Genomic DNA, 14242 nt, shown 5'->3' with positions numbered 1-14242 from the left:
TCCTGCCCTGAAGCCTTTGCTGCTCTCCCACTACACCGCGACCACCTGCGCGGGCCGTGGGCTCGCCGCCCATCTGGACATGCTGCGCGCCGCCGGCACGGGCCTCAAGGCCGGCGGCTTCGCCCATTGCGACTTGAATACCTATATCGGTGCGGTGGCCGGCGCCGATGAGGCGCTTATCGACGGCGAGCTGGCGCGCTTCAATTGCCGCAACAATCGTATCGCCCTGATTGCCGTGCAACAGGACAATTTTGTCGAGCACGCACGCGAGGCCGTCGCGCGCTATGGCAGCAAGCGCGTCGGCGTGTTTGTCGGCACCAGCACGGCCGGCGTGCTGGAAACCGAATTGGCCTACCGGCAGCGCGATCCGGCGAGCGGAGCGCTGCCGACCAGCCTGGACTACGCGGCCACCCATAGCCCGTTTTCCGTCGCCGACTTTATCCGCCGCACACTCGGCGTCGCAGGTCCCAGCGTCGCCATTTCTTCGGCCTGTTCGTCGAGCGCTAAGGTATTCGCCGCGGCCAGCCGCATGATAGAGGTCGGCCTGATCGACGCGGCTGTGGTCGGAGGAGTCGATTCGCTTTGCCAGACAACGCTGTACGGCTTCAACTCGCTCGAATTGCTTTCGCCGCAAATGTGCCGACCGTTCGACGCAACGCGCAACGGCATTTCAATCGGTGAAGGCGCCGCCTTTGCTTTGCTGGAGCGGCCCGCGGCGGCATCGGCTACCACACACGATGGCGTCGCCTTACTCGGATACGGTGAATCGAGCGACGCCTATCATATGTCGTCGCCCCATCCGGACGGGCTCGGCGCCCAACTTGCAATGCGTGCGGCGCTCGAAAGCGCGCGGCTGGAGCCCGCGCAAATCGACTACATCAACTTGCATGGCACGGCGACGCCGAGCAACGATCAGGCTGAAGGCCGCGCGGTAGCGGCGCTTTTTGACGGTACGCCGTGCAGCTCCACCAAAGGCATGACCGGCCATACGCTGGGCGCGGCCGGCGCGGTCGAAACGGTACTTGCGGCGCTCGCGCTGCAACACGGCTTCATGCCCGCAAGCGCCAATACGCGCACGCTCGACCCCGCCATCTTGCTGGACTATCTGCTCGTGCGTCGCGACCAGCCGTTGCGCGCGGTGCTCAGTAACTCATTCGGTTTTGGCGGCACCAACTGCAGCTTGGTTTTGGGCCAGGCTGGCGACTCATCCCTTATGCACGGACGGCTGCAATGACCTCACCCACCTCGCTGACAGCGTATGTACAAGCGATCGGCTTGCGCGGCCCCGGTTTGGAAGGCTGGCTGGCCGCACAACGCGTGCTGGCGGGCGTCGCCCCCTATCTGCCCGAGCGCACCGTGCTGCCTGCGGCCAATCGCCTGCCGCCAGCTGAGCGTCGGCGGGTCGGTGCGGTGGTGAAAATCGCGCTGGCCGTGGCCGACGAAGCGCTGTCGCAAGTCGTGCCCGACGGTGCCGGCATACCGACCATATTCACCTCTTCGGGCGGCGACGGCGAAAACTATAACGTCATCTGCTCGACGCTCGCTTCCGACGACCGCGCGCTGTCGCCCACCCGCTTTCACAACTCGGTCCACAACGCGCCCTCGGGGTACTGGAGTATCGCCAGCGGCGACCGCGCACCGTCGCAAGTGTTATGCGCCCATGACGGCAGCCTTGCGGCCGGCCTGCTGGAAGCCTTCACGCAACTGGCGCTTGATGGTGGACGCGTTGCCGTGGTCGCTTATGAAGCCGATTACCCGGAGCCGCTACGCGCCGTGCGGCCGATTCCCGATGCATTCGGCGTGGCGTTGGTGCTGGCCGCGGCGCCCGATGCTCAGGCACGCTTCAAGCTGACAATAGCACTGGTCGACAGCGCAACCGATGCGCTTACCGAACCCGCGCTCGAAGCCTTGCGACTGGCGATTCCCTCCGCGCGTGCGCTGCCGCTCGCGACACTAATGGCGCGCGGTGAAACCGGCAGTTGCGTAATCGAGTATCTGCCGGGCAGCAGCCTGCGGGTCGAGGTGGCGCCATGCAGTTAGACCATGCGTGGATCGAAGCCCACATCCCCCATCACGGCAGCATGTGCTTGCTCGATGCGGTGGTGAGTTGGGATAGCGAGCAGATCGTCTGCCGCGCGAGCAGTCATCGCGATCTCGCCCATCCCCTGCGCGCACATGGGCGACTGGGCGCGGCCTGCGCAATCGAATACGCGGCCCAGGCAATGGCGGTGCATGGGGCCTTGCTGGCCGACCCCAACGACCGGCCCCAGGCCGGGATGCTCACGGGCATGCGCAACGTGGCGCTGGCTGTCGCGCGACTGGACCGTCTGGCGGACGACCTGCGCTGCGAAGCCTGGCGCTTGAGCGGTGATGCCGGCATGATCCTGTATCGCTTCGAAGTCAGCGCCGGCACGCAGCTTGTCGCTACGGGCCGCGCCACCGTGATACTTGACGCCAGCACAGCACTTGCGACTGCCTTGGGCACACCGCCCGGGCCCTGAAGAGCGAGCGAACCATGAACCCAGCCGCACACGCATCTCAGGTCACCGCGCATCAAAACGAAGCGGTGCTGTTTCTGATCCTGTTGCAATTGACGGTGATCGTGCTCGCAGCACGCGTCGGAGGCTGGCTCGCTCAACGCGTCGGCCAGTCGCCCTCGGTCGGCGAAATTATCGTGGGCATCGTACTCGGTCCATCGCTATTCGGTCTTGTTGCACCCGGCGCGTTTCATTTCGTGTTTTTGTCGACGCCGCCCCAAGCGATGAATGCGCTCTCGCAATTGGGGCTGATCTTGTTGATGTTCCAGATCGGTCTGGAGTTCGACTTCACCCATTTACGCGCGATGCAAAACCGCACCGCCACCATCCGGGTGGCGATCGCCTGTATCGCGTTGCCGTTTGCACTGGGCCTGGGCTTCGGCTACTGGAGTGCGCCGGTGCTGTCGCCGCAAGCGCCGCCGGTTGCCGCGGCACTCTTTGTCGCCACCGCCTTTTCCATCACGGCACTGCCTATCCTGGGGCGCATCCTGATGGAGTTCAACATGACTCGCGAGCGCATCGGCGTGATTGCGATCAGCGCAGCCGCCATCAACGACGTCGTTGGCTGGCTGTTGCTTGCGCTCGTGACCGCGCTCGCATCGGCACGGTTCGATTTGTGGCAATTCGGTTTAAAGGTGTTCGAAGTCTTCGCGTTTGCGATTTTTAGCTGGTTCGTGCTGCGCCCGCTCTTCAAGCGCCTGATCGTGATGCTCGGCGGCGACCTGAAGCGCACAGGTAAGCTCAACGCCAATCTACTTGCTGCGTTATTGATAGGCATCTTTTGCTGCGCGATGACCACCTATCAGATCGGCATCTTCGCGATCTTTGGCGGCTTTGCGATGGGTGTGCTGTTGCATGACGAAATCGAGTTGGTCGCGGCTTGGCGTGACAAGGTCGGCACCTTCGTACTGGTTTTCTTCTTGCCGATTTTCTTTACCTATACCGGATTGCGCACCAACATTGGTGGCCTCGACAGCATGGCCTTATGGGGTTGGTGTGCGTTGACGGTAATACTGGCAACCTTCGGAAAAATGGCGGGAGCGTATGGCGCAGCGCGCTGGTCCGGGCTAAACCGGCATGAAGCGGGCCTCCTCGCGATCTTGATGAATACGCGCGCACTGATGGAGCTGATCGTGATCAACGTTGGGTTCGATCTGGGCGTGATTTCGCAAAACGTTTTTACTATGCTGGTCTTGATGGCGATTATCAGCACCGTGATGACCACGCCGGGGCTACGTGTCGGCCTACCAAAATTGGGCCTCGGTTCGGTGCCCACCGTACCGTAGGCACACGATCCGAGTCTATCAACCCACGTAGAAAAACCACGTTGCGGCAACAATCGTGGCCACCGTAATGCTGATGAACAGCCAACGCGTCCCGATCTCCGTGCGTATCGCCGTCACGGGGCGGTCAACCGCGCGGAGTCGTTCCACCATGAGCGCTGAGAGAACACCGAGCAAACTGAGCCCGAAGAAGACATAGAACACGTACTCGACGGCAACGGTATAGCCGACGCCACCCAACTGACTGTTGATCGAGCTGAGCAGCACTGCCGCCGACAAGGCCCCGCTCAATGCCACCGCAATCTTGGTGGTACCCATTGCGACCGGGAAAAACAGCGATGCCAACAAGATCAGGGTCATCAAGAGGAGCGGCAGCAGGCTCTTCTGCAAGGTCGCGCTGACCTGACGCTGCAAGTCCACCTCGACCGAAAAACCGGAAAGCTCTCGATAACCGAGGGCACCGACTCGGCGCAGATCGCCGAGGGACGATTCGGTGACGAGATTGTCGCGCTGCTGACGCGCGCCCAACACCTTCCATTGCGACAGGCTTCTGAACGCGTTACGGGAAGCCACCGCGAGCGCGACGTCCGATTCGCTTGACTGCGTTGTTGTCTGAGTCACCGCGTGCGTCAGACCCACCCCTTTCGTGCTCGTCTTGACCAGCCCTGACGAGACGCTGGACGCGGTAGCCGGCAAGCGCTGATCGAGTACATAGACGATCCGGTCTGCCGCCGCATGCGAATTCGAAAATGGCAGCACCAGCACCTGTTTATCGAACGGAAATCGTCTGAGGTCGAAGTCGTTTTCGAACTCACCTTGTATCCGCCACAATCGATAAACGGTGCCGTCTGGCATATTCCCCTGCTCGACGGGGTGGGTGCGGTCGAAGCCACCACTGACCAGACCGGGAAAATTGATGTCGGTGGGATCCGGACTTCCGGGGCCGGCGTCCGGGGCAAAACGCAACCAGAGATAAAGATCTGCGCCAAATATCGAGCGCGACAAGTCCACACGCGTAATCTCGTTGATGAACATCCCTGTGTACACCACCCTCTGAAGTCGTGCATAACGACCCGACCCGACCTCGAAAACCGCGCCGCTGGCGATGTCATGCGAGTCCGGATCAATGACCGGTACGATCTGCAACGGCGCCGACTCGAAACGCCCCCGATAGAAATGGCCGATCCGAATTGCCTGCTGACGGCCACGCGCGCCATCAAACGCCAATGGGCCCAGCAATCCTGCGCTCGCACTTGCGGGATCGTTAAGCCCGTTGAGATATTGAAGCACAGCAGCACGCTGCGCTTTCAGATCCGACGGATTTGCCGCAACCGCAACACGTAGCGCGGCGATGGCGATCTTGGTCGCGTCATAGCTAGCCACCGAAAACCAGACCGGATCGTGACCAAAGCGGGCCTTGAACCGCTGGGCAAAGCTCAGTATCCCGGCGTTGGCCGAATCGAGAATCATCGGCGAGATGCCATACAACTCATCGGTGAAAAATCCCCGGTGCTGACGTTCCTCCGGTAAAGCTTCCACCCGTTGGCTGAAGCTATCGTCGCCAAACGCATCGCCACCGAGAAAAGGACCCGTTATACCCGCTCGGCGCAGCGAGGTGAGCAGGCGCGCACCATCACCGTCGAGCGTGGCGAAAACGATAGGCGCGTTATCCCTGCTTGCGGCAATCTGCTGAGCCACCTGATCGGCTTCCTGTTCTGTCTTGAACGTGAAGTAGCGGGCCTTGATGCCGACTCGGTCGGCCGCGCGGCGAAAGCCCGTCTCCAGCGTACGGCCGTAACCGTCATCGACGACAATCACCGTCGCCTCACGCCGGTGTAGCACACGATATAAGTACGTAGCCAGCATCTCTCCCTGTTCACTGTTTTTGAACAGGACGCGAAAGGTTGTTGGGTTGTCGGTCACGAGATCGGAGGTTGCCGTCGTGGTCAGCGAAGCAAGCTGCCCGCTCGCATAAATCGGGCCTGCCGCCAGTGACGCCGTACTGATCGCCGGTCCGAGAACAAGCAGCGCCCGGCTCGCTACGACCCGGAGCGCCACCTCGCGAGCACCGGCCTCAGTACTTTTGTCGTCATACTCGGTCAGCACGATGCGCGGCGCTATGCCCGCTGCATTGGCCTCCTCCACCGCGAACTGGATGCTCTCGAGGCTGCCGCGACCGAAGGTATACGAATCGCCGGTCAACGACAATGCCGCAGCAATTTCGACACTGTCAGGCACCTGACCGAACGTGACGACCGGCATGAGAGCCAGCCACAAAATCGCCATCCGCATCAACAGCCTGCGGATTTCTAAAAGAAAGAATGGATACGTCGCATTACTCATCATTTTTTCATCCCTTTGTTTATGAAAATACGCCGGGTATGCCTGGTCCTCAGGCATATATTTCTGAGATACGAGCTTGTCCGTCAAGTCCTGGTAGCGCGAGTGCGTTTTGCGAGCAAAATCTATCCGAACCGGATCAATTACGAGGCTTTTATCTTTTCTGGGACGGCCTCGCGTCTCTTAAAATCGCAACCGGTCTATGCGTCATAGCATTCGCCGGACGAAAGCGAGACCTCGAGAACCGATGAGGTCATGCGCCTCCCCCTCCTACCGACTGACTTTCGCAACGGCCATCTTTTGTCTCAAAAACAATGAGGGATGCGCGCGGGTCGTCGTGGTTGAATATTATTTATAGTTGACTATTATAAAAATCAGTATAGCAAACAAATAGGAATGGTAACTAATATTAGAATCGAGATGACTACCTGCGTCACGCTGGAGATGCGCCATGGATGACACCACCTATACCAAGGGGATTTATACGGCGACCGCAACGGTATGCCCAGCAGACGGAGGGCAATTCCAGGGGATGGTCGCACTGGTGTGCGACCACGGCGACGCGCTGGAAAACCTGATCTACACGGTGGAAGCCACCGCCGGGACTGAAGAGGAAGCGCTCGATGAAGCGAAAGAGCTCGCCCAGCGCATCCTCGGAGAAATAGAGCTTTAGGTGCCCGCCCTGCCCACCATAACCGCTTTTTAGCGGCGCACCCGACGCAGCCACAGCATCGGCAGCCGGATCAGAAAGCCGGCCAGCAGACGGCTATGCATCCACGCCAGCAAGGCGTTGTCGCGCCAGTAGTTGAAGTGCGACACCCCGCCGTCACCGGGCGAAAAATATTTGACCGGTGCGGCCTGATTGATCGGCCGCACGCCTTTCCAGCACAGACGCACAACCGCCTCGGGATCGAAATCGAAACGCCGCATCCAGCGTTGTGCTCCCATCACATGCAGCAGCGGCGCAATCGGATAAACGCGAAAGCCGAACAGCGAATCGCCTATGCCCGACCACAAGGTTTCCAGATTCGCAAACCAGTTGGAAATACGCCGGCCGCGGACCCTGAGCAGCGGCGCACTGGCATCGAACACCGGCACGCCTAGCACCATGGCGTCCGGTTGGGCCTGCGAGCGCGCGACGAAAAGCGGGATCAACTCGGCCGGGTGCTGGCCATCGGAATCCATCGTCAGCGCATGGCTGTAACCGCGTCGCGCCGCCTCTTGAAAGCCATGCAGGAGCGCCGCGCCCTTGCCCACGTTGTGCGCCAGTTCGATAATTTCGAGCCCGTCATCGCCGTGTGCCAATTCGCGCAACTGTTGCGCCGAACCGTCGGTGCTACCGTCGACGATCACCCAGACCGGATTCCAGTGGCGCCGCGCTTCGGTCACAGTGCCCAGCAGTTTGGCGCCAGGGTTATAGCTAGGGATCAAGACGACGTGCGTGCTTGAGTGCGCCACCGAATATGATCCGCAGTGCACGTCGCCGCTCGCCAACTCGGTGGGCGCGAGGTCCATAGCGAACTCGGCGGCCATCGGTGCGGGGGTCATGGCCGTCATCATAGCAAGTGCCCGGGGCCGTCTTCGGCGGCTTGCCGGCGCGTGCTCGCGATCGCGTGCGCAGCCGGGCGGGCGGGCGGCTGCGCCGCCGCAATGGCTGGCGCCGGTGGGCGCGTACCGCGGGACGAGCGGAGATCCTCCGCTGCCGTGCGCTCGCTCGTGCGGTCACTGGCGCGCTCGCCCGTGTGATCGCGTGCGCCAGCGTTCGCGACGGCGCGCGCGCCCGTACCCAATTCATCGACGAAGTACTGGTGCAGCTCGTCGAGGAACGCGTGGTCGTCGTCACCGACTTCGAACACACGGCCCAGCCGCACGCGATAGACGATGGGGAACGGTGGCCGATGAAACAAAGTCCAGCCTTTGGTCAGATACGGCGAATCGGTTTCGATGATGACCGTTTGCACGGGTACTTTGGCCGCCCGCGCGATCACACACACCGCGCGTTGACACGGTCCGATCGGCACGCAACGGGAGCGAGTGCCTTCGGGAAACAGCAACAACGATTGGCCGTTGTGCAGATCGCTGACCGAGCGACGGATCATGTCGCGCAGCGATGCATTGCTGATATAGCGCGCCAGTCGGGCACCCGCGCTCAAAAAAATATTATTCAGCAATTCATCTTTCATCACGCAGCCGATTTGCGGCAATCGCGAAATGATCAGCACCGCGTCGAGCAGGCTGGGATGATTCGGGGCAACGATCTGCGGCCCGGCATCGCGCAGCGCATCGAGTTCGCTCAGGTCCAAACGTGCGGCCCGCATCCACACCAGCGCGCGCAGATAAAATCGGAAAAACCCGGTTGTCGCGCTGCGCCCGACCCGTTGCCCTCGTGCGGCAGGCAGAACGCGCTGCAATACCCACGCAACGGGCGCCCAGATCATGCACAACACACCGAGCAGGATCAAGCCCATCCACATCCGCGCGCTATCGCGTATTTGGCCGAGTCTGCTTTGTTTCATCCGCTCACCTCCATCGGATAGCCACCTGCTGCTTCGATCTCCACCAGCAGATCCGGGCGACAGACGTCGGAACGCAGATAGACGATTGGCGGCAGTGGAACCTCTGTATCGAACGCCGCGACCAGTTCGGCGCGCACTGCGTCAAAATCCAGCGAGCGACGGATATAGACGCGGAAATTCAACCCGGCCAACGCAAAACGCGGGCTCCCGTCGTCCAGGCTATAGCGCTGATTGGCAGCATCGATCACTGCGCGCAGATTGTTCAGTGTTTCGCGGGTCTGCAAGACCACGTTTCCCACATGCATGGTCTGGTGACCCACAATGCTGGCTGTGCCGGAAATGAACAAATACGGCGTCTTCGCAAATTCGATACACACCGCGCGCGCGAACGTCGGGCTCTTCGGACCGTATTGCCGCGGGTAGTTGAACGCACTGACCTGACGCGGATTTTCGATCGCGATAGGCACAATGCGAGTCGCGATAAAAAATACCGTGACCGAGCCGCCGATCAAACCGAGTGCGCAGGCAGCGGGCACGTCGCCCGTGACTGTGCGACCGGCCGCGCTGAACGCCGCTTGGCGGCCGCTGTTGAATTGCCAGTACCGCTCGCTGCCGTCCACGTGATCGACGATATCGGGTACGTAGTTCCAGACCCGCAGCAGGTAGTCGAAACCCAAGGTCGCCAGAGTATCGAACAGCGCTGAGTACGCCGCAAAAGACGCCGCTGCAAGCCGAGTGCTCGCGACGTTGGCGGCGCCGGACGCTGCGCCGGTTGTTGCATCTAAATGCGCCAGCGCGCCGGCCGCCAAATCGTGTTCGGCAATGCTCACGCTGCCAAATAGCAGATCGTTGTTGTGCCGATAGCTCACCCCTCGATGGACGCCCGAGCGCAACGGCGCGACCCCATGCCAAGTCTCGAACAACTGTGCGCCGATGCCGTCCGGGCTACCCAACAACGGTGCATGCACCGTAGCCACAGGTAGATCGGCGTGAGCGCAAGTCAGCGCATGCAGCGCGCCCGGATCGCCGTTGATGGCCATGCCGAGCACGGTGTCGTTGTTGCGTGCCATGTGCGCCTGGACCGAGTCCGAGCTGTGCCACGCGACGCTGAGCATTGCGTCGCCTGGCATCATTCGCCTCGCTGCGGTATCGCGGCGTCGACGCTGCGGATATTCACACGGCGACGACGTGCCGCTTCCAGCGTACGCCCCAGGTTTAACGCAGATAGCAGGTAGTACATGCCTTTGAAGGCCAGTACCGAGGCCCAGATCGGCGTGCGCCCAAAAATGTCGCCGGCCAACACCGACAGCAAAGCCTCTTTCATGCGCAGGAAATTACGCGGCCCCATGAACAGGTCACGCATGGTCGGGTTGGTCACGCGATAAATGAACCACGAAAAATGACGTGGCCCATGCAGCATGACCTTGTCGAACCGGCGAAATGCAGACTTCGAGCGAGCCGGGTCGACCAACCAGGCATCGACCGCTTCGGCGGCGGCGAAGGCGCCGTTCATTGCCAGCATGACACCCGACGAAAAGACCGGGTCGACAAACGTATAGGCGTCGCCGACCATCAAGTAATTCGGCCCACGCAGATGGTCGCACACGTAGGCGAAGTTGCCTGTCGCTTCGGCGTCTGCGACCTGCTCGGCTTGCGCCAGTCGCAGCAATAGTGCCGGGCACATCGCGATCGTGTCGCGCAGGAATTCGTTCAGCGGCTTGGTGCGCGATTTCAGGTAATACGGCCAGACTACCGCGCCCACGCTAGTGGTACCGTCAGCCAGCGGTATGAACCAGAACCAGCCATGCTCGAACCAGAACACCGTGATATTGCCCGCGGCCTCGCCTTCATTGCGCTGGGCATGGCGGAAATGACCGTAGATGGCCGAGCTCGCATGGCGCGGGTTCTTGACCTTGGCTTTGAAGCGGTTGCCCAACAGCGTGTCGCGTCCTGACGCATCCACGAGGAAGCGCGTTTGCCAGATCACCTCGGTGCCATCGTCCCGTTTGCCCGTGACGCGGGCACCGGCATCCCCACCGAGAAAATCGATGGTATGGATGCGACACGCTTCCAGCGTTGTCGCGCCCGCCTTGGCGGCGTTGCGAAACAATATTTCGTCGAATTGCGCGCGCCGCACTTGATAGGCGCTGGGCATCGATTTATCCCAGGCGTCGCAGAAGTTGAAGGTCTGCTTATGTTCGTGCCACGGCGAGACGAATTCCGCACCCGGTTTTTTCATGCCGATGGCGCGTACTTCGTCGGCGACCCCCAACGCTTCGAACAAGGGCAAATTAGCGGGCAACAACGATTCGCCGATATGGAATCGCGGATGAGTGGCTTTCTCGACCACCGTCACCTGATGGCCTTTACGGGCCAGCAGCGTGGCCACCGTCGAGCCCGCGGGACCGCCACCGACGATCAGTACGTCGCAGTGGAGCAGCGTGGCCGCCGCACTGATCTGATCGGCCCCGTCGGCTCCGGCGAATGCCCCGTCTATCGAAGCATTTGGTGCGCCACTCGACGTGGCATGTGACTGCGCTGCATGTGACTGCGCGGCTTGCTCTGCAGCATGACTCATATCGCTCCCACTTGATGCAGCGTTACTTGCTTCGTTGCAATAATACGTAGGCGGCAAGATTACCGAGCGAGGCAAAAATAATTTTGTTATCCGGATTATCTGAGCGCAACTCTAGACCATATTTCTTTGAAATGATCAGCGAGATTTCGAGAATATCGATCGAGTCCAGACCGAAGCCGTCGCCATAGAGCGGCGTCTCGGCGGTGATTGCAGATCGATCGAGATCCTGCAGATTCAACTCGTCGGCAATCAGATTAGCAAGCTCAGTTTCAAATTCCGTCATAGTAGAAGTGGCAATACATCGGTTAGCGACACGAGATGCCGCAGGCCAAAAAAACCGGGGCCCTCGCTGAAGTCTCGGTTCGGTTGCGGCGCGCCTCGACAATCGAAGCGCCGCCAGCCGAGCCGGACAACGGCCGTCGCCCTGACGGTTGATATCGGATACTTGGAGTCGGACCGATTATAACGAAATTGGTTGCGCAAAAATCGAGGCAAACCCTCGCCCTTGCTTGGGTAGGCATTCAAATGCCACCCATGCACAGGTATTTGATGACCAGGTAATCGTCGATTCCATACTTCGACCCTTCGCGGCCGAGCCCTGATTGCTTGACGCCGCCAAACGGTGCAACTTCATTGGAGATCAGACCGGTATTGATACCGACCATACCGCTCTCCAGCCCTTCGGCCACTCGCCACACCCGTCCGATATCGCGTGCATAGAAATAACTGGCCAGTCCGAACTCGGTGTCGTTGGCCATCGCCAGCGCTTCCTCCTCGGTCTTGAAGCGGAACAACGGCGCCATCGGCCCGAAGGTTTCTTCCTTGGCCACCTGCATGTCGCTGGTGACGTCGGCGAGCACCGTCGGCTCGAAAAAACTCTGGCCCAGCGCGTGACGGTGCCCCCCCATCAACAGCCGCGCCCCTTTGCCCAATGCATCGGCGATATGCTCCTCGACCTTTTTGACTGCGGCATCGTCGATCAATGGCCCTTGCGACACGCCTGCGTCCAGGCCATTGCCCACTTTCAATGTCTTGACGGCCGCGACCAGCTTCTCGGCGAACGCGTCGTAGACGCTATCCTGTACATACAAGCGATTGGCACACACACAGGTCTGCCCGGCGTTGCGATATTTCGAATCGATCGCCCCCTGTACGGCGGCATCCAAGTCGGCGTCGTCGAAGACAAGAAACGGCGCATTACCGCCTAATTCGAGCGAGATCTTCTTGATCGTGGCGGCGCCCTGCTCCATCAACTGACGCCCGACCTCGGTCGAACCCGTAAACGAGAGCTTGCGTACCGTCGGGTTGGACGTCATCTCGGCGCCGATTTCTTTCGATGCCCCAGTGATCACGCTGAACACCCCTTTGGGCACGCCCGCGCGTTCGGCAAGGGCTGCCAATGCCAACGCTGAAAAGGGCGTGGCGCTGGCCGGTTTGAGCACGATGGGGCACCCGGCCGCCAACGCGGGGCCAACCTTGCGTGTGATCATCGCGGCAGGAAAATTCCACGGCGTGATCGCGGCGCACACACCGATCGGCTCTTTGATCACGACAATGCGGTTTTGCTTGGCCGGCGAGGCCAGGGTGTCGCCATTCACGCGCTTGGCCTCCTCGGCAAACCATTCGATAAACGAGCCGGCGTAGGCAATTTCCCCTTTCGATTCCGCCAGCGGCTTGCCCTGCTCCATCGTCATGATCATGCCGAGGTCGTCAACGTTGGCCATCATCAGGTCATACCATTTGCGCAGGATGATACTGCGCTCCTTGCCGGTCTTGCCGCGCCAGGCCGGCCACGCCCGAGCGGCCGCGGCGATCGCGCGACGGGTTTCGCCCGTGCCCATCTTGGGTACGGTACCGATCTGCTCGCCGGTGGCGGGGTTGGTAACGGGCACGGTCGCGCCTGCATCGGCGTCGCACCAGGCGCCGTCGAGGTAGGCCTGCTGTCGCAGCAAGGAAGCATCTTTCAGTTTCATCATGAGTGGGCTCGCTGAGGAAGGGCGGTGCACGGCTGTGCGCCGCAGTCATTGTTTAGTCGGACACCAAACTTCAGCGGGGGTTCACGATGCGTAAATAAATCTACTAGAAGATAGATACGCACGCGGCACAATCGGCAATTAATGACAATCGGCCCCATTTAAAACCGCATTTCACGATCTATCATTCCCGAACAGCCAGCCATTCTGCCAAAATCTATCTACCAGAAGATAGATTTTGACGCGAAATCAGGACTTATGCGGCTGGCCCCATAACCGCGGATCCCTAGCCCGATCCCTAAGCCTGATTCATAAGCCTGATCCATGGGCGCTGGCCAAGACTGCCGGCCCATAGCAGCCTAAGGCTGGATTTTCAGCGACAGTGCAACTTCGTTCAGACGATCCTTGCCCTGGAACAGCCGGCTTGCCAGCAAGCTGCCCTGGAAAGCAGCATAAAGCGCGCGCGCCGCGCGCTCCGGCGAGCCGTTGAACCGCAGGCTACCTTCCTGCGCTCCTTGCGCCAAAACCTTGGCAAGCCACACCTCATTGGCGTTGAAAAAACCACGCACCGCCAGCGCAATGTGCTCCGGCAACGCGCCGATTTCGGCTGCCAGCATACCGCACAGGCAAATGGTATTGCCTTCGACCAACAGCTTGCCAAACGATCTGGCATAACGCTCGAGCTGTTTGTCGGCGGAAAGGCTGCTGTCGATCGCGTACATCTCGGCCAGTACCGCGCTGCTATAGGTATTCACGGCCTCCAGTACCAGATCTTCCTTGCCCGGGAAGTAATAATGGATGCTCGAGGTTTTGACGCCAACCAGCTTCGCCAGATCCCGGTAGCTAAAACCGTTATAGCCTCGCTGCTTGATCAAGGTTTGGGCGTGGTCGAGCACTTGCTCACGGACGGTTTGCGTTTCCATACATGCAATAGTATCTACCGATAGATAGATATCCAAGCATTTCTTATGGCATTACGCCCGCGCACTCACTCTGCGGTCCCGATGCACGGGAC

At 60.6% G+C, this 14242-nt stretch carries 13 protein-coding genes; 5 read left to right on the top strand and 8 right to left on the bottom strand.

What is annotated here, in order from left to right:
* Positions 1–7 precede the first annotated feature (7 nt).
* Genes GSQ77_RS17435 through GSQ77_RS17420 form a run of 4 tightly spaced genes read left to right on the top strand, consistent with a single transcriptional unit; the run spans position 8 to position 3823 of the window.
* Positions 8–1234 (top strand): beta-ketoacyl-[acyl-carrier-protein] synthase family protein, encoded by a 1227-nt coding sequence (locus GSQ77_RS17435; protein ID WP_158904227.1) that lies wholly within the window; start codon positions 8–10, stop codon positions 1232–1234.
* A complete protein-coding gene (locus GSQ77_RS17430) occupies positions 1231–2040 on the top strand; it encodes a beta-ketoacyl synthase chain length factor (protein WP_158904041.1) in 810 nt (269 codons plus the stop codon). The genes GSQ77_RS17435 and GSQ77_RS17430 overlap by 4 nt, the downstream gene beginning before the upstream one ends.
* The gene (locus GSQ77_RS17425) at positions 2031–2501 is read left to right on the top strand and encodes a hotdog family protein (RefSeq protein ID WP_158904040.1); all 471 of its coding nucleotides are present in this window, start codon (positions 2031–2033) and stop codon (positions 2499–2501) included. The genes GSQ77_RS17430 and GSQ77_RS17425 overlap by 10 nt, the downstream gene beginning before the upstream one ends.
* Positions 2502–2515: 14 nt before the next feature.
* Positions 2516–3823, top strand: a complete 1308-nt coding sequence (locus GSQ77_RS17420; protein WP_158904039.1) for a cation:proton antiporter — start codon at positions 2516–2518, stop codon at positions 3821–3823.
* A gap of 18 nt (positions 3824–3841) precedes the next feature.
* On the opposite strand, the gene GSQ77_RS17415 is transcribed toward GSQ77_RS17420, so the two are convergent.
* Complete coding sequence (locus GSQ77_RS17415; RefSeq protein WP_158904038.1) at positions 3842–6163, bottom strand: ABC transporter substrate-binding protein; 2322 nt, start codon at positions 6161–6163, stop codon at positions 3842–3844.
* 448 nt (positions 6164–6611) lie between these two features.
* On the opposite strand from GSQ77_RS17415, the gene GSQ77_RS17410 reads away from it, so the two are divergent.
* Positions 6612–6833: a hypothetical protein gene (locus GSQ77_RS17410; RefSeq protein WP_158904037.1), complete on the top strand. Its 222-nt coding sequence runs from the start codon at positions 6612–6614 to the stop codon at positions 6831–6833.
* A gap of 29 nt (positions 6834–6862) precedes the next feature.
* Here the strand turns inward: GSQ77_RS17410 and GSQ77_RS17405 are convergent, their stop codons facing one another.
* From GSQ77_RS17405 to GSQ77_RS17375, 7 genes are all read right to left on the bottom strand, one after another.
* A complete protein-coding gene (locus tag GSQ77_RS17405; protein ID WP_254067679.1) occupies positions 6863–7708 on the bottom strand; it encodes a glycosyltransferase family 2 protein in 846 nt (281 codons plus the stop codon).
* Positions 7709–7716: 8 nt separating this feature from the next.
* A complete protein-coding gene (locus GSQ77_RS17400; protein ID WP_216854918.1) occupies positions 7717–8676 on the bottom strand; it encodes a 1-acyl-sn-glycerol-3-phosphate acyltransferase in 960 nt (319 codons plus the stop codon).
* Positions 8673–9791 (bottom strand): hypothetical protein, encoded by a 1119-nt coding sequence (locus GSQ77_RS17395; protein ID WP_158904036.1) that lies wholly within the window; start codon positions 9789–9791, stop codon positions 8673–8675. The genes GSQ77_RS17400 and GSQ77_RS17395 overlap by 4 nt, the downstream gene beginning before the upstream one ends.
* A gap of 14 nt (positions 9792–9805) precedes the next feature.
* Positions 9806–11254: an NAD(P)/FAD-dependent oxidoreductase gene (locus tag GSQ77_RS17390; protein ID WP_158904035.1), complete on the bottom strand. Its 1449-nt coding sequence runs from the start codon at positions 11252–11254 to the stop codon at positions 9806–9808.
* 22 nt (positions 11255–11276) lie between these two features.
* Positions 11277–11552, bottom strand: a complete 276-nt coding sequence (locus tag GSQ77_RS29580; protein ID WP_301951171.1) for a phosphopantetheine-binding protein — start codon at positions 11550–11552, stop codon at positions 11277–11279.
* Between the two features lie 223 nt (positions 11553–11775).
* Positions 11776–13230, bottom strand: coding sequence for an NADP-dependent succinate-semialdehyde dehydrogenase (gene gabD / locus GSQ77_RS17380; protein ID WP_158904034.1), 1455 nt, complete (start codon positions 13228–13230; stop codon positions 11776–11778).
* Positions 13231–13586: 356 nt separating this feature from the next.
* Positions 13587–14150, bottom strand: coding sequence for a TetR/AcrR family transcriptional regulator (locus GSQ77_RS17375; RefSeq protein WP_158904033.1), 564 nt, complete (start codon positions 14148–14150; stop codon positions 13587–13589).
* Positions 14151–14242 lie beyond the last annotated feature (92 nt).

Origin of the sequence: Burkholderia sp. L27(2015) (assembly GCF_009765705.1) — a bacterium.
In the GTDB taxonomy this organism is placed as follows: domain Bacteria; phylum Pseudomonadota; class Gammaproteobacteria; order Burkholderiales; family Burkholderiaceae; genus LMUX01.
The sequence above is the reverse complement of the archived record's forward strand: the minus strand, read 5'-3'. Positions and strand labels throughout refer to the sequence as shown.

Bases quoted from the DNA above. Each gene is read 5' to 3' on its own strand.
- GSQ77_RS17430 (WP_158904041.1), top strand. From the start codon at position 1,231: ATGACCTCACCCACCTCGCTGACAGCGTATGTACAAGCGATCGGCTTG.
- GSQ77_RS17390 (WP_158904035.1), bottom strand. From the start codon at position 11,254: ATGAGTCATGCTGCAGAGCAAGCCGCGCAGTCACATGCAGCGCAGTCA.
- GSQ77_RS17400 (WP_216854918.1), bottom strand. From the start codon at position 8,676: ATGAAACAAAGCAGACTCGGCCAAATACGCGATAGCGCGCGGATGTGG.
- gabD (WP_158904034.1), bottom strand. From the start codon at position 13,230: ATGATGAAACTGAAAGATGCTTCCTTGCTGCGACAGCAGGCCTACCTC.
- GSQ77_RS17405 (WP_254067679.1), bottom strand. From the start codon at position 7,708: ATGACCCCCGCACCGATGGCCGCCGAGTTCGCTATGGACCTCGCGCCC.
- GSQ77_RS17395 (WP_158904036.1), bottom strand. From the start codon at position 9,791: ATGCTCAGCGTCGCGTGGCACAGCTCGGACTCGGTCCAGGCGCACATG.
- GSQ77_RS17420 (WP_158904039.1), top strand. From the start codon at position 2,516: ATGAACCCAGCCGCACACGCATCTCAGGTCACCGCGCATCAAAACGAA.
- GSQ77_RS17425 (WP_158904040.1), top strand. From the start codon at position 2,031: ATGCAGTTAGACCATGCGTGGATCGAAGCCCACATCCCCCATCACGGC.
- GSQ77_RS17410 (WP_158904037.1), top strand. From the start codon at position 6,612: ATGGATGACACCACCTATACCAAGGGGATTTATACGGCGACCGCAACG.
- GSQ77_RS17415 (WP_158904038.1), bottom strand. From the start codon at position 6,163: ATGAGTAATGCGACGTATCCATTCTTTCTTTTAGAAATCCGCAGGCTG.
- GSQ77_RS17375 (WP_158904033.1), bottom strand. From the start codon at position 14,150: ATGGAAACGCAAACCGTCCGTGAGCAAGTGCTCGACCACGCCCAAACC.